Source organism: Rhodococcus jostii RHA1 (assembly GCF_000014565.1).
GTDB classification, from domain to species: domain Bacteria; phylum Actinomycetota; class Actinomycetes; order Mycobacteriales; family Mycobacteriaceae; genus Rhodococcus_F; species Rhodococcus_F jostii_A.
Genome location: NC_008271.1, coordinates 187,379 through 206,969, shown reverse-complemented (window position 1 = coordinate 206,969; position 19,591 = coordinate 187,379). Strand labels below are relative to the sequence as shown.

General features: G+C 65.8%; 20 protein-coding genes. 13 read left to right on the top strand and 7 right to left on the bottom strand.

Going from position 1 to position 19,591, the window contains the following annotated elements; translation table 11 throughout:
• Positions 1–38: 38 nt before the first annotated feature.
• The 4 genes from RHA1_RS53140 to RHA1_RS43745 all read left to right on the top strand — a co-directional run bounded on the left by RHA1_RS53140 (position 39) and on the right by RHA1_RS43745 (position 1,979).
• On the top strand, positions 39–170 hold the full coding sequence (locus tag RHA1_RS53140; protein WP_011600483.1) for a hypothetical protein: 132 nt from the start codon (positions 39–41) through the stop codon (positions 168–170).
• A 188-nt stretch (positions 171–358) separates the two neighbouring features.
• Positions 359–667 carry a metal-sensitive transcriptional regulator gene (locus tag RHA1_RS43755; protein ID WP_011600482.1) on the top strand — a complete coding sequence of 103 codons (309 nt, stop codon included), beginning with the start codon at positions 359–361 and terminating at the stop codon, positions 665–667.
• 287 nt (positions 668–954) lie between these two features.
• Positions 955–1,695, top strand: coding sequence for a DUF305 domain-containing protein (locus RHA1_RS43750; protein ID WP_011600481.1), 741 nt, complete (start codon positions 955–957; stop codon positions 1,693–1,695).
• A 56-nt stretch (positions 1,696–1,751) separates the two neighbouring features.
• Positions 1,752–1,979 (top strand): heavy-metal-associated domain-containing protein, encoded by a 228-nt coding sequence (locus RHA1_RS43745; RefSeq protein WP_237727131.1) that lies wholly within the window; start codon positions 1,752–1,754, stop codon positions 1,977–1,979.
• A 336-nt stretch (positions 1,980–2,315) separates the two neighbouring features.
• On the opposite strand, the gene RHA1_RS43740 is transcribed toward RHA1_RS43745, so the two are convergent.
• Positions 2,316–3,473 carry a sensor histidine kinase gene (locus RHA1_RS43740; RefSeq protein ID WP_011600478.1) on the bottom strand — a complete coding sequence of 386 codons (1,158 nt, stop codon included), beginning with the start codon at positions 3,471–3,473 and terminating at the stop codon, positions 2,316–2,318.
• Positions 3,470–4,228 (bottom strand): response regulator, encoded by a 759-nt coding sequence (locus tag RHA1_RS43735; RefSeq protein ID WP_011600477.1) that lies wholly within the window; start codon positions 4,226–4,228, stop codon positions 3,470–3,472. Before RHA1_RS43735 ends, RHA1_RS43740 begins: the two co-directional genes overlap by 4 nt.
• 132 nt (positions 4,229–4,360) lie before the next feature.
• Here RHA1_RS43735 and RHA1_RS43730 point away from each other — a divergent pair, with 132 nt between their 5' ends.
• Complete coding sequence (locus tag RHA1_RS43730; protein WP_011600476.1) at positions 4,361–4,633, top strand: SHOCT domain-containing protein; 273 nt, start codon at positions 4,361–4,363, stop codon at positions 4,631–4,633.
• Between the two features lie 101 nt (positions 4,634–4,734).
• A complete protein-coding gene (locus tag RHA1_RS43725) occupies positions 4,735–6,312 on the top strand; it encodes a multicopper oxidase family protein (RefSeq protein WP_050787738.1) in 1,578 nt (525 codons plus the stop codon).
• 185 nt (positions 6,313–6,497) lie between these two features.
• Here RHA1_RS43725 and RHA1_RS43720 read toward each other — a convergent pair whose 3' ends face one another.
• The 3 genes from RHA1_RS43720 to RHA1_RS43710 are packed head-to-tail and all read right to left on the bottom strand — an operon-like array spanning position 6,498 to position 7,782.
• Positions 6,498–6,755 carry a hypothetical protein gene (locus RHA1_RS43720; RefSeq protein ID WP_011600474.1) on the bottom strand — a complete coding sequence of 86 codons (258 nt, stop codon included), beginning with the start codon at positions 6,753–6,755 and terminating at the stop codon, positions 6,498–6,500.
• Positions 6,752–7,129: a DUF2218 domain-containing protein gene (locus RHA1_RS43715; RefSeq protein WP_011600473.1), complete on the bottom strand. Its 378-nt coding sequence runs from the start codon at positions 7,127–7,129 to the stop codon at positions 6,752–6,754. Before RHA1_RS43715 ends, RHA1_RS43720 begins: the two co-directional genes overlap by 4 nt.
• On the bottom strand, positions 7,123–7,782 hold the full coding sequence (locus tag RHA1_RS43710; RefSeq protein ID WP_011600472.1) for a class I SAM-dependent methyltransferase: 660 nt from the start codon (positions 7,780–7,782) through the stop codon (positions 7,123–7,125). Before RHA1_RS43710 ends, RHA1_RS43715 begins: the two co-directional genes overlap by 7 nt.
• Positions 7,783–7,910: 128 nt before the next feature.
• Between RHA1_RS43710 and RHA1_RS43705 the strand changes: the two genes are divergently transcribed.
• From RHA1_RS43705 to RHA1_RS43690, 4 genes are all read left to right on the top strand, one after another.
• Positions 7,911–8,489: a TetR/AcrR family transcriptional regulator gene (locus RHA1_RS43705; RefSeq protein ID WP_050787721.1), complete on the top strand. Its 579-nt coding sequence runs from the start codon at positions 7,911–7,913 to the stop codon at positions 8,487–8,489.
• A gap of 98 nt (positions 8,490–8,587) precedes the next feature.
• Positions 8,588–9,193 carry a Clp protease N-terminal domain-containing protein gene (locus RHA1_RS43700; RefSeq protein ID WP_237727130.1) on the top strand — a complete coding sequence of 202 codons (606 nt, stop codon included), beginning with the start codon at positions 8,588–8,590 and terminating at the stop codon, positions 9,191–9,193.
• 142 nt (positions 9,194–9,335) lie between these two features.
• Entirely contained in the window at positions 9,336–9,707 is a 372-nt protein-coding gene (locus RHA1_RS43695; RefSeq protein ID WP_041813746.1) for a hypothetical protein, read from the top strand.
• 393 nt (positions 9,708–10,100) lie between these two features.
• Positions 10,101–11,042, top strand: a complete 942-nt coding sequence (locus RHA1_RS43690) for a recombinase family protein (RefSeq protein WP_011600467.1) — start codon at positions 10,101–10,103, stop codon at positions 11,040–11,042.
• A 1,565-nt stretch (positions 11,043–12,607) separates the two neighbouring features.
• Here RHA1_RS43690 and acs read toward each other — a convergent pair.
• A complete protein-coding gene (acs, locus tag RHA1_RS43685; RefSeq protein WP_148228599.1) occupies positions 12,608–14,536 on the bottom strand; it encodes an acetate--CoA ligase in 1,929 nt (642 codons plus the stop codon).
• A 664-nt stretch (positions 14,537–15,200) separates the two neighbouring features.
• Positions 15,201–15,710, bottom strand: coding sequence for a hypothetical protein (locus tag RHA1_RS43680; protein WP_011600463.1), 510 nt, complete (start codon positions 15,708–15,710; stop codon positions 15,201–15,203).
• A gap of 314 nt (positions 15,711–16,024) precedes the next feature.
• Here RHA1_RS43680 and RHA1_RS43675 point away from each other — a divergent pair, with 314 nt between their 5' ends.
• The 3 genes from RHA1_RS43675 to RHA1_RS43665 all read left to right on the top strand — a co-directional run bounded on the left by RHA1_RS43675 (position 16,025) and on the right by RHA1_RS43665 (position 19,559).
• Entirely contained in the window at positions 16,025–17,665 is a 1,641-nt protein-coding gene (locus RHA1_RS43675) for an AMP-binding protein (RefSeq protein ID WP_167541037.1), read from the top strand.
• On the top strand, positions 17,658–18,803 hold the full coding sequence (locus RHA1_RS43670) for a CaiB/BaiF CoA transferase family protein (protein ID WP_011600461.1): 1,146 nt from the start codon (positions 17,658–17,660) through the stop codon (positions 18,801–18,803). The genes RHA1_RS43675 and RHA1_RS43670 overlap by 8 nt, the downstream gene beginning before the upstream one ends.
• A 63-nt stretch (positions 18,804–18,866) precedes the next feature.
• Entirely contained in the window at positions 18,867–19,559 is a 693-nt protein-coding gene (locus RHA1_RS43665; protein WP_011600460.1) for a GntR family transcriptional regulator, read from the top strand.
• The last annotated feature ends 32 nt before the right edge of the window (positions 19,560–19,591 follow it).

Genomic DNA, 19,591 nt, shown 5'->3' with positions numbered 1-19,591 from the left:
AGAGCCCGCGGCGCCAACCGAATTCACTGTCCACCCTCATGCCCGAGGAGGAGATCGTGGTCATCTTCTACGAGACACTGCTGGTCCTGGTGAGCGTGCTCATCACATGGTTCTCGCTGTATGTCCTCTACCGCCTGATCACCGACGACTCCCGCCACCGCTACCGGTGACGGCCGCGGACCCGGCCGCGGCCGACACGGGCGGGCGGGCCCGTGAACCGGCGTCGAAGAACCCCTACGGAACTCCTCGGCGACCACCCCGTCGGTGCCTGCGATCGGACATCTCCCGCCGCCACCTCCCGCTGATACCCATCATGGGTATGTTGGGGGTGGAAGCGGCCCGATGAGAGGAGTCGGCAATGAGCACCGAGACCCCCGAGGCCGGCCACGGCTACATCCAGTCCAAGGACGCCTACCTCATGCGTCTGCGGCGCATCGAAGGCCAAGCCCGTGGGCTTCAACGGATGGTCGAGGAGGAGAAGTACTGCATCGACATCCTCACCCAGGTCTCGGCGATGACCAAGGCCCTGCAGGCGGTGGCACTGGGGCTGCTCGAAGATCACATCAGCCACTGTGTGGTCGATGCCGCCGCGACCGGCGACCGCGACCAAGCCGAGGCCAAGATCGCCGAAGCCTCCAACGCCATCGCCCGTCTCGTCCGGTCCTGACGGCCACGACCGGTCCCGACCTCCGACGGCGCTCCACCGGCCGCATCCACCGCGCCCGCGATGCGAAAGGGCGCTCGTCACACGGGCTCTGCGCTACCCGTTCCGCGGCAAACCGACGTGTGGCCCCGAGCCGTCACCGGTGCGCCGGACCTCTCCGTCCTGCTCATGCGGTACCTGCGGCTTCCCGCGAAGCTCGGTACGCGGAGCTTGCACAAGCACTGACCAACCTCCCCGTGTCCGGGATGAGCAGCAGTTGTGTCCAGAAGTGAGAAAGGAATTTCCCTGCCATGAAGACCACGAACCTTGCCATCGGCGCCGCCGCGGTCGCCGCCCTGGTCGCGTTGACCGCCTGCAGCAACTCCAGCACCGATCAGTCAGCGCAGAGCAGTACCTCGGCAAGCGTCACCGCCAGCACCGCCCCCGCCGATACCCACAACCAGGCGGACGTGACGTTCGCGCAGCAGATGATTCCCCATCACGCGCAGGCGATCGAGATGAGCGATGTCGTGCTCGCCAAGGACGGTATCGACCCCCGGGTGACCGATCTGGCGACCCAGATCAAGGCAGCCCAAGGCCCGGAGATCGAACAGCTGCAGGGCTGGCTGACCGACTGGGGACAGTCCGGCATGCCGATGGCCACGTCCGGGATGATGACTCCGGGCCAGAGCATGCCCATGTCCGTGCCCGGGATGAACCCCACCGGTGAGAACATGCCGATGTCCACACCCGGGATGGAGATGCCGGGCCACGCCATGCCGATGCAGTCCTCGCAAGCTCCGGTGCCCGGCGCCGGGATGAGCGGAATGATGTCCGCCGAGGACATGACCGCACTGCAGAACGCTCAGGGGGTGGACGCCAGCCGGCTCTTTCTCACGCAGATGATCGCCCACCACCAGGGCGCGATCGCTATGGCGCAGACCGAGATCGACTCCGGTCAGTATCCCGACGCCGTCGCGATGGCACGCACCATCGCCGACACCCAACAGCAGGAGATCACCACGATGCAGAACATCCTGGCCTCGCTGTGACACCCCGGCCTCGTGGAGTCGACCACCCGCCGCTGACCGCGCCCGAGGAGAACACGGTGAGCACCACCGCCAGCTACCAGGTGAGCGGCATGACCTGCGCGCATTGCGGGCAGGCGGTCACCGAGGAACTCGGCCACCTCGATGCCGTGACGAGCGTCGACATCGACCTGGTTCCCGGCGGCGATTCCCGGGTGAGGGTCACCAGCAGCCGACCCTTGTCACTCGACGAGGTACGTGACGCCGTCGACGAGGCCGGATACTCCCTGGCCGAACCACCCACCTGAGCCACCCTCAGCGCGCCCTGCCCGGGGCATCGGGAAGGTTTCGCGACGGTGAGGACGAGGACAGACTCGGCTCGGCGCCTCGACCCGGGGAGTACGCGCCGCGGTGATCGCGACCAGATCGCCCGCCACCGCAACCTGCCCCGACCGCCCATGATGTACACGGTGGACTCGCCGCGAATGGGAACATCGGCCGCTCGCCGACGGGGGTGAGCGCGATGAGAGTCCGGCGCAGCCGGTGCTCGTGACCACCGTAGACGGTGTCCGCGCTCCGTCCGCTCGGCACGCTGCGAACGGGCGCGAGCCGGTGCCGGGCGATCGCCGTCACAGAGTCCGTCCTCATCGCTGATCCGGTCGCAGCGGAAGGGTGATGGTGAAGGTACTGCCGGTTCCGGGGCCGTCGCTGCGGGCGGTGATATGGCCGCCGTGCGCCTCGACGAGGGCCTTGGCGATCGCCAGCCCGATCCCGGCGCCGCCGTGTTCGCGGTCGCGTGCCGCGTCGACTCGATAGAACCGTTCGAACAGGTGCGGGAGGTGCTCGGCGGCGATCCCGTCGCCGGTGTCGGTCACCTCGATCACCAGCAGCTCCTGTCGCTGGCCGGCGGTCACCTCCACCCGGCCGCCGCCGGGGGTGTGGCGCAAGGCATTGTCGAGCAGGTTACCCAGCACCTGCCCGAGCCGCTCCGGGTCGGCCCACAGGCGGGGAAGGTGCGCAGCAACATTCGAGGTCAGTGCCACCTGCTTCGCTGCGTAGCGGTCGGCCGCGGCGATCAAGGTGGTCGAGAGCAGTGCTGCGGGATCCACCCAGGTAGGCTCGATCGAGGTCCGGCTCTCTTCCGCGTGGGAGAGGCTGCGGACATCATCCGAGAAACGGACCAGCCTGCGGGTCTGATCGCGCAACATCGTGATCGTGTCGGCATCCAAGGTCTCGACCCCATCCTCGAGTGCCTCCATGTACGCCTCGAGCACCGACACCGGGGTGCGGATCTCGTGGGCGAGGTCACCGAGCAGTTGGCGGCGGGTGGTCTCGACCGATTCGAGCCCGGCGGCCATCCGATTGAACGCCTCGGCGAGTGCGTCGAAATCCTCACCCAGGTGCGGTGACGTGACCCGGATGTCGTAGCGCCCGTCGGCCACCGCGGTCGCCGCGGAGGACACCTCGGTCACCGACCGTTGCAGGCGCCGACTGAAATACCAGGTCACCACCAACGCGGCCAGGGAGGCCACCCCGAGGGCCACCGCCAGGGAAATGGCTGTGGCGGAGCGGTACGCCTGCTCGGCGTGGAACTGCTCGTCGGACGAGGCCGGTACCCCGGCGCGGTGCAGGTGCTCGCGGAACAGCGGGGGGCCGGCAAACACCGCGACCACCCAGCAGGTGGCGGCGCCCGCAACCAGCACCAGCGATTGCGCCAGCAGCAACCGCACGCCGAGGCCGGGGCCACGGCTGCGCCGCGGATCTGCGCCGAGGGTGCGGGGCCGGTCCCGATGCGAGGTCATTGCCCGGTCCCCATCCGGTACCCGATGCCGCGGACGGTGGTGACGTACCGGGGCGCGGCGGGGTCGTCGCCGAGCTTGCGGCGCAGGTGCCCGACATGCACGTCCACGAGGTGCTCATTCCCGACCCAGGATTCTCCCCACACGGCCTCGATCAACTGGCGCCGACTAAATGCCATCCCCGGCCGGGACGACAAGACCGCCAGCACATCGAACTCGGTGCGGGTCAACATCACCGGCTGCTCGCCGAGGCACACCTCCCGGCCCGCCACGTCGATGCTCAGTGCCCCGAAGACCCGTGGCGCCTCCTCTCCACCCCTATCGGGTGACGGTGTCTCGTACACCGGTGCCTTCCGGGGCCTTCGCAACATGGCGCGGATGCGGGCCACCAGCTCCCGTGGACTGAACGGTTTGGTGACGTAATCGTCGGCGCCGACCGACAGCCCGATGATGGTGTCCACTTCCGCGCTGCGGGCGGTCAGCATCACCACATAGGCATCGGAGAACGTCCGCAGCTGCCGGCACACCTCGATTCCGTCCATGCCCGGCAGCCCGAGGTCGAGGACCACCACGTCGGGGTCGATCTCCCGGGCGAGGGCGAGCGCATCGACCCCGTTGTAGGCGACGGCGACCTCGAAGTGCTCCCGTTCGAGGTAACTGGCGACGACCGCGGCCAGCGGGCGCTCGTCGTCGACCACTAAGGCCCGATATCCCGCGGCGTCGGGCGACAGGGGCGGCGTGTTGTCCATGATCTCCATCGTCGCCGGTGCCCTCCCCGAACCCGTGCAGCTCGCCCCGAACCGGCCTCATCTTCAGCGAAACTACACAGAACCCTCATCGATTCACCGCATCCGGACTCCACGATGGAGTGCAACGAAAGGTGAACGGCGATGATGTGGCGGAACAACGGAATGGGCTACGGGATGGGCTGGGGCGGCTGGGTGCTGATGGCCGGGCTGATGGTCGCGTTCTGGGGGTTGGTCGTCGTCGGGGTCATGGCACTGTTCCGCACCCTCCGCACGGACCGCAATCCTCCCTACGACACCGACACCCGCAGGCCGAGCGCGGACACGATCCTCGACGAACGCTTCGCCCGAGGGGAGATCGACGCCGAGGAGTACCGCATCCGCAGAGATCAACTACGCACCGGGCATGACCGATAACCAGGTGGGACCGCCCGTCAGCGTCGTTCGCTCAGGTGTGTCCGGGGTCCGAGGCACATCTGGTGTGCAAGCACACCGGCCGCGCAGTGCGCGAGAATCCCGTGACCCCCGTGCCTGACAACGGATCCGGCCTGAATCGGCGCGCCTTCCTCACCGCGGCCGCCGCAGGCCTGGGTGGCCTCGCCCTCGCCGCCTGCACCCGCGGCTCATCGCCCCCCGGCCCCCATCCGGTCGACGGGAACACCATCGCCGCCGTCGAAGCTGCCCGCCCTCACACCGGCCGCACCGTCGACGCCGCCCTGACCCCGCAGGCGGCCGACATCGACCTCGGCGGGATACACGTGCGCACCCTCGCCTACGGCAACACCGTCCCCGGGCCGACGATCCGGGCCAACGTCGGCGACGAGATAGCTGTCGCCCTCACCAACGGCCTCGACCACGAGACCTCCGTGCACTGGCACGGCATTGCGCTGCGCAACGACATGGACGGGGCCAGCCCCGCCAGCCCCGACATCGGACCTGGCCAGAGCTTCACCTACCGATTCTCGGTGCCGCATGCGGGCACCTACTGGGCGCACCCGCACGTCGGCCTCGACACCGACTACGGGCTCTACCTGCCCGTCATCGTCGACGACCCCCGCGAACCCGGCGACTACGACGCCGAATGGATCGTCGTCCTCGACGACTGGACTCACGGAATCGGCCCGAGCCCCCAGCAGATCTTCTCGAATCTGCAATCGAGCGGGATGGGCCCGATGGGCGGACCAGGCGGCATGGGGAACATGCCAGGGATGGGAGGTATGGGCGGCGGCTCGGATCAATCCGGCGTCCCCACCTCGAGTGCGACGTCGAACGGGGTGGGCACCAGCAGCCTCCTGGGCGGCGACACCGGCGATATCACCTACCCGTACTACCTGATCAACGGGCGGCTCCCGTCCGCGCCGTCGACGTTCACGGCCACACCCGGTCAGCGCGTGCGGATCCGGATCATCAACGCCGGAGCCGACACCGCCTTCCGCATCGCACTGGCCGGGCACACCATGACCGTCACCCACACCGACGGCTTTCCGGTGAGACCGGTCGAGGTCGACGCTCTGTTGCTCGGCATGGGTGAACGCTACGACGTCATCGTCACTGTCGGGGACGGCGTCTTTCCCCTTGTGGCGGCGGCCGACGGAAAGAACGCGCACGCCCGAGCTGTGCTGCGCACCGGGCCCGGATCGCCGCCGAATTCGGGATTCACGCCCCGTGAGTTGGCTGGCCGGGTGGGGACGGCGGACGCCTTCGTCGGCGCCGACACCGTCCTGCTGCCCCAGAGTCAGCCGGAGGTTAACCTGGCAGCGGTTCTCGGTGGGGGCATGATGAGCTACGACTGGACCATCAACGGCCGCCCGTACGAGCAGACCGAGCCGTTGACGATCCGGGAAGGCCAGCGCGCCCGCCTGACCTTCACCAACATGACCATGATGTGGCATCCGATGCACCTGCACGGGCACACCTTCCAGATCGTGAAACCCGACGGCACCCCGGGCCCCCGCAAGGACACCGTCATCGTTCTCCCGATGCGCACGGTCGCCGTGGACCTCGTCGCCGACAATCCCGGCGACTGGATGCTGCACTGCCACAACGCCTACCACCAAGAATCAGGAATGATGACCCGCCTTGACTATCTCCGGTGAGAACACCCGAGTCCGTAGTGACCGCGGGAGCGGTTGCCCCCGGATCCGGCCGGTCCGTGGTGTTGCCTCGGGCGGAGTCGGCGCGGTTCCGCTACGGGATGACGAGGATCGGCGTCTGAACGCAACCCGGACGCTCGCGACGACGACGAGGCCGCGGGTCCCGCGCTCGGGGGCCGCCCGAGTGCTCATGGCGTGCGTCGCGGCGGCGCCGGGGTGGCTCTGCGGCGTCGAATTACCTTGCGGCCGAAGATAATGGCGAGCAGTTTCACGAGCACAACCACGACGACGACGGTCGCGACGGCGGCAGTCCAACGGGTGTGGGCGAGCAGGTATCCGCCGAGCCCGAGATGCACGGCGACGGCCACGGCGACGACGATGGTGAGCACGACGGGCAGGCGGTGGCCTCGACGTACCCCCGCCTGTCCGGTGGGTGAGTACCTCACGTCGTGGCCCCCGTCCCCGGTGCCGCGGGCTCAGGCCAGGTCACCGTCGGGTGTTCACGGCCGCCGAACCGGTGCAGGTCATGGGTGATGATGTCCTGGATCCGTGACAGTTTCTCCTGGTCGACGGCTTCGACGCGCACCGTGAGCGTGGTTGCGGCCGCCTCGAGTGTGCACCGGCCCCACGGCCCGAATCGGATGACGCCGCTGGTGTCCGAGGCTTCGGCGCTCGGGTGCACGTCGCGGATCGGTGTGTCACCGCCGGCGTGGGGGCGGAACCGGTGGCCGGCGGTGGCCACCGCGGTGGCGTGACGGCAGAGTTGGGTGAGGTACCGGCTCGCCAGATCGGTGGGGATCTGGGTCTCCGCGGTCAACATGGCGCGCTGCACTCCCTTTCGATTGGGTGGGGCCAGGTCCGGGTGGCGGCGAGCTGCCACGCACGCATGCCTGCGGGGTCGAGGGTGACCTCGAGGGTGGCGGATTCGAGCGAGTCGATGGTCCAGCCGTCGTCGAAGGCGGTGGTGATCTCGTCGCGGGTGAGTCGGTGCGGCCCCCAGTCGCCGGGCTGCTGGTCGCTGAAGCCGAGCATGAGGTAGCGCCCACCCGGGACCAGGACGTCGCGGAGACTGTCGACGTAGGCGGCGCGGTCGTCGGGGTCGAAGATGTGGAACAGCCCGCAATCGAGCACGGTGTCGAACCTCTCGCCGAGCTCGGCCAGCCGACGCGCGTCGTGGTGGAGGAACCGTGCGGTCAGCCCGCGGTCGCGGGCTTTCTGCTCGGCGATTCGCAGCGCGGTCGCAGCCAGGTCGACGCCGGTGGCGTCCAGTCCCAGCCCGGCCGCCAACAGCACGTGCTCCCCGGTGCCGCAACCGCAATCGAGAACCCGCCCCCTGATCGCACCGCCCTCCGCGAGGGCCACGAACACCGGTTGGGCTCGGCCGATGTCCCACGGCGGCGGGGTGACGTAGAGGTCGTCGGGCCCGTGCACGGGCGGCGAACCGGGGTACGGGAAGCGCGGCGCGTCGACCATCTCGACGACTCCTTACTGCTGGGACTTCCGCCGTCGCCCTCGATTGGCGACCACCTCACTCTATCGAGACATAGTGTCTATGGACAAGATGCGATGTATCGACCATGGTCGCGCCGTATAGTGGGTGCGTGCCGAAGCTGTGGAACGAGACGATCGAGACGCATCGCCAGCAGGTTCGTGACGCGATCTGCGACACGACCGCCGCGCTGGCGTTCGAGCACGGACTGCGGTCGGTGACGATGAGCCAGATCGCCGAACAGACCGGGATCGGACGCGCCACCCTGTACAAGTACTTCCCGGACGTCGACGCCATCCTGCGCGCCTGGCACGCCCGCCAGATCACCGCTCACCTGCAGCATCTCGCGCAGGTGCGCGACCACACCACCGGCCCAGGCCGTCGTCTCGGCGCGGTGCTGCACGCCTATGCGCTCGTCTCCCAACAAACCCGCAACCACGGCGACACCGACCTGGTGACGTTCCTGCACCACGATGAGCGCGTCGCTGGCGCGCAGCAGCAGCTGCACGACATGATCCGCGAGCTGATCGCCGACGCCGCCGAGGCCGGCGACGTCCGCGACGACATCAGCCCCGACGAACTCGCCGGCTACTGCCTGCACGCCCTTGCCGCGGCCACCAGGCTGCCGTCCGAGACCGCGGTCCAGCGACTCGTCACCGTCACCCTGGCCGGTCTGCGCCCGCCCGTCTGACCGCCGGTTGGCCGGGAAGCCACCCCGCCCGAGCCTGCAGTTGGTGTAGCGGGAAGATGAGGTACCGCATGCAGCGGCCAAAACCGATGGGAGCAAAGGTGTTCGAGAGGTTTACCGACCAAGCACGGCGCTCCGTCGTCCTGGCCTCCGAGGCGGCCCGGGCCCACCACCACGCCTATCTCGGAACCGAGCACCTCCTGCTGGGCCTCATCGGCGAACGTGAAGGGGCAGCGGCGAGATCGCTGGAATCGTTCGGCGTGTCCGCGGCAATCCTCGACAGCCGACTCCCCACCGGTCACGGCGATCCAGCCCGATCCGTGCACATCCCGTTCACCCGGCACGCCAAACGGATCCTCGAACAGAGCCTGCGCGAAACTTCCCTGCTCGGCCATGACCGCATCGGCACCGAACAGATCCTCCTCGCCCTCATCGCCGACCGCGAATCCACCGGCGCACGGTTGCTCGGCGAGGTCCTCCCGGTGGACTTCGACCAACTGCGTCAGCACATCCTCCGGCAAGTCACCGAGCACCGGCTCACCGCAGAGCGGGGGTTGGAGCCGACACACGTCACCAACCTCAGGTTGACCGACGCCGAACATGCGCTGTGCGTCGCCGCGGCCGCCGCGGCGGGCCAGCCCCTCGACGCGTGGATGCGAGACCGGATCCTCGACGCGGCCCGTGCCGGCGGCGCGAGTACCGAATAGGGCCTTTGCCTCGGGCGAGACCGAGCGCCCGGTCGCCGCTGCGGGTTCGCGGCACCATTCCCACTGCGGTGAGGCCGGTCCGGTCGGGACCCGGCCCTGTGACAGCGTCACCATGGTCCCGTGCCGGCGTTACGATCAGGCCATGGGACTGGGCGCCGTGGCGCGAGCGCTGGTACGGGCCGCCTACCGGCTCGTTCGTTTCCCGTTCCACCTGGTCGACGAGGTGGTACTGCCGGTGATCTTCGACGAGGAGGCGCCGGTGAGACGGGCGTACGGGAAGTTCCTCCTCGACTGCGACGGTGCCGCGGCGTACCTCCTCGCCGACGACACGGCGACGGTGCATGACACCTTCCTCCGTCGTCGCAGTGCCGCCTTCCAAGACGCGATCGCCCGCCACCCAAGTAGCATCCACACCGAATCCGATGTCGTGATGGTGCGGCACCGGGCACGCTTTCGAGAACGCCGCCGCGCTACCCACCCGCCCGGAAACTCGACAACCCTCCGGCCGCGGTAACAGCCCCCTGGACTGAGGCATGTGACGGAAATCGATCCTTTTGTCCTGTCTCGTTGAATACGAGGCAGGATCAGCACGCTGAGGGGCCGCTGAGCTGCGATGCCTCATATGCGTGAGATGGCTGGAGACGCGCGAAGACTCGCCGATCATGAGGCAATACATCAAGCCGCCAGCGGTCTGCCGGTGCCATCTCACCACGTCAGCGGACTCGGTGTCTCAGTTTGGTGAGACGCCATACCGAATACCTCGGATCGGTGAGCCATACCTCGGGTTGGATGAGACAGGACACTTTTTCGACACCGCCTCTGACCGGCGGACTCGGTACGTCGGATGCGTCGACAACCCGTGTCGAAAAACTATGTCGAAAAACCCTGTGCAGGGTATTGTCGACACATGCTGATCGGCTACGCACGGGTGTCCAGCGCAGACCAGAACCCTGACCATCAGGTCGACGCCCTGCGCCGCGCCGGCGTCACCGCCGAGAACATCCACATCGACCATGCCGGTGGTGCGAAGGCCTCGCGGCCCCAACTCGATCTTGTGCTGCAGCTGCTGCGCGCGGACGACGTCCTGGTGATCACCCGGCTGGACCGACTCGGACGGTCGATGCTGCACCTGATCACGCTCGGCGCCGACCTGCGCGAACGGGGCATCGGGCTGAAGGTGCTCGAGCAGGGAATCGACACCGCCACCGCCGAGGGCCGCGCCATGTTCGGGATGTTGTCGGTGCTGGCCGAGTTCCAACGTGAGCTGATCGTGGCCAACACTCGCGACGGCCTCGCGGCGGCCCGTGCCCGTGGCCGTAAGGGTGGCCGTCCCTCGAAGCTCAGCCCCGACCAGATCGCACTCGCTCAACGCCTGTACGACGCAGGGGAACACACCGTCGCTCAGATCGCGGACATGCTGAAAGTCCCGCGCACCACCGTGTACGGGCACCTGAACAAACGAGCCGTGAGTCATCCGGACAAGCCGGCAACCGCTGATGTTGCGGATCCTCCTGCAGTGGTGAGGGCGCCACGTGCTTGTCCCACCTGTGGGCATGAACCGACCACGCGCGCCGAGGCCGCGCACCAACGCGCCGACCTCGCAGTCACCTGGCTCCACCCGGACCCGGACCATCTCGGGACGCTCATCAGCCGCAGCCATTGCCGCCATTGCGAACCCGGGCAGCCAGCGTTCGACATCGCTTGTTCGGTCTGCGGTGACGGCCCCATCCTGGCCGGCGCACTCGCCGAATCCGCCGACAATGGCGGCCTTCCCGAGTCAGTCCAGCGATGGCTCACCGACGCCGGATGGCGCACCACCCCGAAACTCCTTTGCCCCGACCACTCTTGACGGCCGTCGTCGGGTGCATCGCGGGGCATCTCGGCGAGGCCGGTGCCAGCCTGGTGGAGCTGATGACAAAGTCCCGCCACCGCAACCCGAGAACGCCGCTACTTCAAACCGTCACCGGCAGCCATGCGCGGCATCACCAGCCTCATCGGCCCCGACCGAAGCCACCAACAACGAGCGTCCGGATTCCCGCTGACCAGGCACTAAGCGAACTTCGTTGTTTTTTGCGCCATTACTACCGGAACCCGGAATTGACACGCGGATTGTCCAATTGCCAGTCTTTCTGTCCAATCGCGCCTACGGCTTGTCCAGTCCTTGCAGGCAAACCGCCTCGTGACAGCGGCCCGACCAACGCTCGAGCGCTGTCATCGGCGCAGGTCCGGCCCCCTCATTCCCAGAACGACGATGGGTTTCGGCCGGGTCTCCGCGGTGGACAACATCAACGGCACAACGGGCGAAAGGGCCCAGGATCCGCGGTAGTTGGACAAGATCATTGGCACGCTGACCCCACCGCTCCGCGCCCAGGACACTGGACAAATACCTGGTCCTATTGGACAACTTCGGTGTCACTTCACATGTCCTATGCCATCGGATCCGAGGCATTGCCAGAGCACCTGAGGTAAGTGCAGGACTTCTGCCACCAAGTTGAGGCAAAGCACTGGCTCTACCTGGCACGTTCTCGCCGAGAACCCGCATGCCCGACGTGCTCTTGCGTCAACAATATGGCAGAAACGCCACGGTGCCTCATTGCCACATTGTTGAGGCACCGCTGGTCAGCGTCCCAGTCGTGCCTCAGGTCGAACGGCAACGGACAACATCCCAGGGTTGGCCGATCGGGTCCGCGGGTTCAGCGAAGGCATGGGCGAGTGCGCCGTGCACTGGACAACTGCTCGGCGATCATCCGCAGCTTGCATGCCGGACCTGCTGACCGGAGATTCGCTGTGATTTATCATCATTTCGCATTTTGATCTGGCAGGGTTCCGGTTGGGTCGGCATACATCGTGAGTCGACTTTGCGTTTCGGGTGGGCACTTTCCTAGGTGCAGGAGGTCTCGTACTGTCTCGAAGAATTGACGAGTGGACATCCCGAACCGTTGGTATGTCTCTTCATCGGATGGAACACCGTATGGGGCCCAAATCACGGCAAATTGGATGATCTCTTCTTCTCGGCTTGGTATGCAGCGTCGCTGCTGATCTCGCCGCTCTTTGTTCTTTTGTTCCTGGTGACGGCGACGGCGTTCATCTCGGTATCTGCGCACTTGGTCGTCTATCCCTAGATCGCTCCCGATGAAGGGTCCCAGCGGGTGCTGGGGATGGTGATCGGCATTCATCACCTTCTCCTGTTCAGGTTTTCTCAGTTGCGTTGAGCCAAGAGGTCCGGAGTTCAACTTGAGTGAGCGGAGTGTTTTGTCCGCAGTCGCGAATCCTCGGTCTGCGCTATCTCGGATCGAACGTATTGCGGAACCGATCCCAATCTCAGTGAAGATGTGCTCATCTCCACCGTCATACGGGTACTAGTTCTTGGCGAAGGACAACATGGCGAGATCGAGCGAGTCCATAGTTTGTCCGTCACTGGCCGTCCTTATCTCCGATCGCGTCGAAGACCTTGGGGTCGACGAGGGTGGAGGTGTCGCCGAGGTCGCGGCCTTCGGCGATGTCCTTGAGCAGGCGTCGCATGATCTTGCCGGAGCGGGTCTTGGGGAGTTCGGGGACGATGGTGATCTGGCGGGGCTTGGCGATCGGGCTGATCTCCCGGGACACCTCGGCCTTGAGTTCGGCGATGAGGGTGTCGCCGGTGTTCTCCACACCTTCGCGGAGGATGACGAACGCGACGATGCCCTGGCCGGTGGTCTCGTCCGCGGCGCCGACGACGGCGGCCTCGGCGACACCGTGGTGGCCGACGAGGGCGGATTCGACCTCGGAGGTGGAGATGCGGTGGCCGGAGACGTTCATGACGTCGTCGACGCGGCCGAGGACCCACAGGGCGCCGTCGTCGTCGTATTTGGCGCCGTCACCGGCGAAGTACCAGCCCTGCTCGGGGTAGCGGGACCAGTAGGTTTCGCGGTAGCGGTCCATGTCGCCCCAGATGCCGCGGAGCATCGCCGGCCACGGCTTGTCGAGCACGAGGTAGCCGGAGCCGCCGGCGCCGAGTTCGTGTCCGTCGTCGTCGACGATCTTCGCGGAGATACCGGGCAGGGGTGCCATCGCCGATCCGGGTTTGGTGGCGGTGATCCCGGGCAGCGGGGAGATCATGATGGCGCCGGTCTCGGTCTGCCACCAGGTGTCGACGATGGGGGCCTGGTTTCCGCCGATCACCTCGCGGAACCACTTCCAGGCCTCGGGGTTGATCGGTTCGCCGACGGAGCCGAGGAGCCGGATCGAGGTCAGGTCGTGGGCGTCGGGAATGTCGCGGCCCCACTTCATGAACGTGCGCACCAGGGTGGGTGCGGTGTAATAGATGCTGACGCCGTACTTCTCGATGATCTGGAAGTGGCGGTGCTCGTCGGGGGAGTTCGGAGTGCCCTCGTAGACCACCTGGGTGACACCGTTCGAGAGTGGCCCGTAGACGATGTAGCTGTGGCCGGTGACCCAGCCGATGTCGGCGGTGCACCAGTACACGTCTTGGCCGGCCTTGTGGTCGAAGACGTTGTGGTGGGTGTACGACGCCTGGGTGAGGTAGCCGCCGGAGGTGTGGATGATGCCCTTGGGTTTTCCGGTGGTGCCGGAGGTGTAGAGGATGAACAGCGGGTGCTCGGCGTCGAACGGCTGCGCGTCGTGGGTGCCGGACGCCTTGTCGACGGTCTCGTGCCACCACAGGTCCCGGCCGTCGGCGACCTCGACGTCGATGCCGGTGCGCTTGACGACGAGGACGTGCTCGACGGACGCGGCCCCGTCGACGGCCTCGTCGACGGCGGGCTTGAGGGGTGCGGCCTGGCCGCGGCGCCACTGCCCGTCGACGGTGACGACGAGCTTGGCTTCGGCGTCGTCGATGCGCGAGCGCAGGGCGCTGGCGGAGAAGCCGGCGAAGACCACGGAGTGGGTCAGGCCGAGGCGGGCGCAGGCGAGCATGGTGACGATGGCCTCGGGGATCATCGGCATGTAGATCGCGACGCGGTCGCCGGCGACGAGTCCGAGGTCGGTGAAGGTGTTGGCGGCCTTGGACACTTCGGTGAGCAGGTCGTTGTAGGTGAGGTCGCGGGTGTCGCCCGGTTCGCCTTCGAAGTGGATGGCGACGCGGTCGCCGTTGCCGGCGATCACGTGGCGGTCGACGCAGTTGTAGGCGACATTCAACTCGCCGCCGACGAACCATTTCGCGACGGGTGCGTCGGAGAAGTCGAGTACCTCGGTGAAGGGCGTGTGCCAGTGCAGGCGCTCGGCCTGTGTCGCCCAGAATGCGAGTCGGTCCTCGTCTGCGGCAGCCTGGAGGTCGGGGCCGGCGTTCGCCGCGGCGGTGAACTCGGGGCTCGACGGATACACCTGCGGGAAGTCCATTTCCATTCTCACTCCTGGTTCAGTCGGTTTGTGGTCACGTGAGACATCTGCATTCAATGACACTGGATGCGAATATCGCCGTATCATGTTGCACCACAACGGAAAGCGAGACCCGACGAACCTCGATGGCCCGTCACATGCCGCGACTCGGGTCGCCCTGGTTCCCCTAAACAACTGACCCGTCGAGATGCGGCATGAGCACCAGGGCGTGCGGGGCGAACACGCCTGTCGCGTCCGACGCCTTGACGGAGGTCCTGGGTAAACCGGTAGCGCTCGTATCGATCCCCGCACACATGGCACGGGTGGTGCCACAGGCGCGCCGGGACCGCCGGAACCTTGTCGGTTCACGCGCGAAGGAGTCTCCCAGTGGATTCTCGACCCTCGCGCACTTCGTCGCGCTATGAGGCGCGGGCCGCACCGACAGCGCGCGATCCTCAATCGCAGAACTGGTCCACTCCCAGCGATTCTCAAAAGCCGAGACCGACCAGGAAGGCATGCAGCCGTCGCGGTTCGAACGCCGTTCCCGTCGGAGTCCCCGTAGCCGGGCGCTGTATTCCCACAACCTTTAGTTGGGTCGAGTTCGCCTCTTAGGGGAAGGTTCAGGTGGTGAGCCGGATTTCTCGGGGGCTGCTCATCTCATCCGATCCATCCAGCGATCCGTTCGTGCAGATCAGGGCTTGTTCAGTTGCGCTGCTTGGGTGGCCTTGATTGCTGCAACTCGGCTCGCGACGTAGTCCTGGTACTTGTCCTTGCCGGCCGTGCCGTAAATCTCGAGGTACGCAGGAACATGCTCCTTCGGGCAGAACTCGATGTATCTATGGTTCTCGATCCACACCACAGCGATCTTGATCTTCTGATCGGTGATGTAGTAGCGCCAGCCCTGCTCCTCGCAGATCTCACGAATCCTGTCGAAGGACACAGCGGCGTCCCAGAACGAGTGCAGATAGTCGTGCTGCTGCACGAGGTCATCCAACTTCGTTTCAATCGGCAATGCCTTGTCGTTCGGAACCCACGCGGATCCGGTCGGCGCGAGTTCGATCAGTGTTCCATGCTCGTCCCAAAGGCACACGAATAGGCTCTGCGGTCCATAGGGTGGTCTGGCGGGAACCTCAACGGTTCCCCCCAGAATCTCAGCCAGGATCTTGGCTACGTTGGCAGTGTCGTGGACGGTGAACGACATATGACGTATCACGTATGCCCCTTTCGTTACGGAATGGTGTATACCGTATTCGGACTTTGATTGATGTCAAGACCATGTGGGTCAGGGAGTCTCAAACGTCGAATCGCGGAGCCGAGTAGTCGAATCCACCTCTGACTGGGCAGCGAATTGCCTTGCCCCGAGGTGTCCGCGCGGAAGGGGGCGGTTCCCCGACCCACAACTGGCTCGGCATTGCGATTCGCACTTCACGGGGAGCCTGACACTCGCACCTCCTCCCAGCTGCGGCGAGGCGGCGACCATTGTTTCGGTAGACTGTATACGGTATTGTCGGCCTGGTGAATCGAGAAGGTAGGGCTCTGGAGGCGCGTACAACCACGTGGATCACGGACGAAACGCGGTCCGAATTCGAAAAGGCAGGACTGTGGTCGACCGACACTTGGACCACTCGCATTCGCAAAACCTCGTCGGAGGACCCACATGCGATTGCAGTCGTCGACGAGGAAGGTTCGCTCACTCGGGGTGAAGCCTATTCGGCCGCTGAACGACTCGCGTCGTACATGCACGGGCGAGGAGTGAGGCGAGGCGATGTCGTCACGTTGGTGCTTCCCAACTGGCGTGAGTTCTTTGTCGTCCACAGCGCGATCGGCCTCATCGGGGGTGTCGTCAATCCTCTACTTCCGAAGGTCGGCACGCCCGAGATCGCGCACATCCTGCGCACAGCGGAAAGTCGCTTCGTCTTCGCCGCCGCAGACCTTCGAGAAAACTCCCCGTGGCACAGAGTGATTGCTGCTGCCGAGGGCCTCGATTCGATTCTCGGGATCGTACCAGTGAGAAGTGGGACGAATTCTCTCGCGGACATTCTTGAGGAGCCGTGGGAACAGCGATTCCCACTCGACCCGGTAGTCGTCGACGCCCGGGAACGGGACACCGTCACCTTCACGTCCGGGACAGAATCCCTACCGAAGGGCGTGGTGCACAGTCATCAGACGACGATGTTCGTGCTTCGGGCTTATCTCGACAAGGTTCTGGGCCTGAACGGCTCCGACAGCGTGTTCATGCCGTCGCCGATCTGCCACGCGTCGGGCATGGCTTGGGGACTGAGAGCTGCGATCCATGCAGGCGTTCCGCTCATCCTGCAGGACAAGTGGAATCCGGATACGGCGCTCAGGCTGATCGACGAGCACCGATGCACTTACACCCTCGCGGCGACACCGTTCATCATTGACATGCTCGGGGCGAAGGCGCGTGGCGCCGGCAGTGGTGAGACGTTGCGGTACGTCGCGTCCGGCGGTGCGGCGATCCCGAGGCATCTCGTCGCCGAGGTGCGTGAGAACTTCTCCGCCGAACTCATGGCGGTCTTCGGTGCCAGCGAAACGTATGTGACCACGGCGACGCGCCCTGGGGCTCCGGATGACATCTTGGCAACCGACGGCGAACCGCTCCCCGGTGTTCAGGTGGCCATCGTCGATGAGTCGGGACGTGAGCTGCCTCGCGGTGAAGAGGGCGAGATCGTCACCCGCGGCCCCCAGGTGTTCCTTGGGTACCTTGGCGACCCAGATCTCACGCACCGAGCGTTCCGCGGAGACTGGTACCGCTTCGGTGACCTCGGGCGCATCGACGAGAACGGGATGCTCCACGTCACCGGGCGGATCAAGGACATAGTGATCCGCGGAGGAGAAAATATCAGTGTCCGTGAGGTCGAGGAATTGCTCATCAACCATCCGAATGTCGCGTCCGCCGCGGTCGTCGGCTATCCGGATCCTCGACTGGGCGAACGCTGCTGCGCTGTTGTGGTTCCCACGGCCGGGACCGAGGTCGACCTGCAAGAGCTGAACTCGTACCTCGTCGGGCGTGGTCTCGCCAAGTACAAGCTCCCAGAACGGCTCGAGGTCTTCGACGAGATGCCGATGACGGCGACGGGCAAGATCCGCAAAGCAGACCTGCGCCGACAGATTGCGGGGTCTGATGATGAATAAGGCCGACATGCCCGCAGACGCGCAGAAGGGTGCCCTTGACGGTCTGAAGGTGCTCGATCTGAGCATGTATCTACCGGGGCCGTACGCGTCGATGTTGCTCGCAGACCTCGGCGCCGACGTCATCCATGTGGAGCCGCCGACCGGTGACCTCGTCCGCGTCATCGAACCCTCGGTCGGCGGGGATAGCGCTTTGCACCACTGGGTTGGACGGAACAAGCGGAGTTGTACTGTCGATCTGAAGTCGCAGGAGGGGCACGAACTGTTCCTGGGGCTAGTACGTGATGCAGACGTCGTGATCGAGGGGTTCACCCCTGGAGTGGCAGCCCGGCTCGGAGTCGGGTACGACGACTGCCGAGTCGTCAATCCGGACGTCGTCTACTGCAGCATCTCGGGAGCCGGCCACGGGCACGACGGCAGCGGGTCGCCGGGCCACGACATCAACTACCTCGCTCGGTCGGGCTTCCTTGATCAGGCGACCGACGCCGCCGGAAGCCCGGTCCCGATCGGCCCCCCGATCGCCGATGTGGCGGCCGGACTGCACGCCGCCGTCGGGATTCTCGCGGCCCTTCGACACCGGGACTCCGGAGGTGGGGGACAGTTCATCGATGTAGGTCTAATGGGTGCTGCTCTCGCGATGACCGGCCCACAGATTGTCAAGGCGCTCGCCCCGAAGCCGATGCCTCGCGACCGGGACCACAATCTGGGTGCCGACCCGGCCTACCGCACATATCGAACGAAGGACGGGCGCCACGTCGTGATCGGTGCTTTCGAGGGCAAGTTCTGGATCCGGCTCTGCACGCTGCTCGAGCGTGAGGACTTGATTTCCCTCCGGCACTCTGAGCCGGACAAGGCTGCGTCGGAGTTGGCCGGAATTTTCCGCACGCATGATCTCCAGCACTGGAATTCCCTGTTGGACGACGCGAATGTGTGTTATTCCCCGGTCAACCGGATCGACGAGGTATCCCGGGACCCGCTGGTCCTCGCACGCCAGGATTTCGAGATCTCCGAGGGACACGCAGGGTTACTGACCAGTATGCGCAACCCGATCCGGCTGTCTGCGACGCCCACCGCCACGCGTTCCGGCGCGCCTGGGCTGGACGAACACGGTCCCACGGTCGAGTGGATGGTGCGCGGATGAACCCAAGCCTGGATAATGTATACGAGAAATTGTGCGCAGATGAGGTCTAGCGGAAGGGCAGTTATGACGGGGGTTCGTGCAAGTCGCGGCTCGGTCCAGCCGGTGCAGCGTGCGCTTCTGGGAAATCAGATCGCTGACGAGCTCCGCCGGAATATTCTGCTCGGCGTCATCAAGCCCGGCACGAGACTGTCCCAGCAGCAGTTGTGTGAAGAGTTCGGCACAAGCCGGATGCCGGTTCGGGACGGTCTCCGTGCCCTCATACATGAGGGAATGCTGACCACGGATGCCACGCAGCACACGGTCGTTGCGCCGCTGAGCAGATCCGACCTGCTCGACACCTACCTCATCGAGGGAACGCTGACCGGCATAGCCGCCGAGCGGGCGTCGCGCAATGCGCAGGAGGCAGATCTTCTGGCCCTCACCGGTCTGCACGAGGCCATGCTTGATGCGGCGGCTCAGGAGAATTATCAGAAGATGGCGGAGTTGAACTGGACTCTGCATCGCAACATCAATCGGTTGGCCAAATCGCGCAAACTGCTTTCCGCGATCAAGACGACCTCACTCGAGCTTCCGCGAGATTTCCTGGTCGAAATGCCTGAGTGGTCGGTGAAGTCGAATTGTGAACACGGCCAGATCCTCGACGCGATGCGTGCGGGCGAGCATGACGAGGTCGGCCGCCTGATGACCGAGCACATAGTCGATTCCGGCCGCGGACTGGTGGCCTACCTAGAGTCGCAGGGACTGGAACTGGACTGATTCGACTGTCGTGGTCGAGATCGTTGACCTGC

Bases quoted from the DNA above. Each gene is read 5' to 3' on its own strand.
- RHA1_RS43715 (WP_011600473.1), bottom strand. From the start codon at position 7,129: ATGTTGACCGCGGAGACCCAGATCCCCACCGATCTGGCGAGCCGGTAC.
- RHA1_RS43670 (WP_011600461.1), top strand. From the start codon at position 17,658: ATGAATAAGGCCGACATGCCCGCAGACGCGCAGAAGGGTGCCCTTGAC.
- RHA1_RS43750 (WP_011600481.1), top strand. From the start codon at position 955: ATGAAGACCACGAACCTTGCCATCGGCGCCGCCGCGGTCGCCGCCCTG.
- RHA1_RS43690 (WP_011600467.1), top strand. From the start codon at position 10,101: ATGCTGATCGGCTACGCACGGGTGTCCAGCGCAGACCAGAACCCTGAC.
- RHA1_RS43740 (WP_011600478.1), bottom strand. From the start codon at position 3,473: ATGACCTCGCATCGGGACCGGCCCCGCACCCTCGGCGCAGATCCGCGG.
- RHA1_RS43665 (WP_011600460.1), top strand. From the start codon at position 18,867: ATGACGGGGGTTCGTGCAAGTCGCGGCTCGGTCCAGCCGGTGCAGCGT.
- RHA1_RS43755 (WP_011600482.1), top strand. From the start codon at position 359: ATGAGCACCGAGACCCCCGAGGCCGGCCACGGCTACATCCAGTCCAAG.
- RHA1_RS43680 (WP_011600463.1), bottom strand. From the start codon at position 15,710: ATGTCGTTCACCGTCCACGACACTGCCAACGTAGCCAAGATCCTGGCT.
- acs (WP_148228599.1), bottom strand. From the start codon at position 14,536: ATGGAAATGGACTTCCCGCAGGTGTATCCGTCGAGCCCCGAGTTCACC.
- RHA1_RS43735 (WP_011600477.1), bottom strand. From the start codon at position 4,228: ATGGAGATCATGGACAACACGCCGCCCCTGTCGCCCGACGCCGCGGGA.
- RHA1_RS43730 (WP_011600476.1), top strand. From the start codon at position 4,361: ATGATGTGGCGGAACAACGGAATGGGCTACGGGATGGGCTGGGGCGGC.
- RHA1_RS53140 (WP_011600483.1), top strand. From the start codon at position 39: ATGCCCGAGGAGGAGATCGTGGTCATCTTCTACGAGACACTGCTGGTC.
- RHA1_RS43695 (WP_041813746.1), top strand. From the start codon at position 9,336: ATGGGACTGGGCGCCGTGGCGCGAGCGCTGGTACGGGCCGCCTACCGG.
- RHA1_RS43710 (WP_011600472.1), bottom strand. From the start codon at position 7,782: ATGGTCGACGCGCCGCGCTTCCCGTACCCCGGTTCGCCGCCCGTGCAC.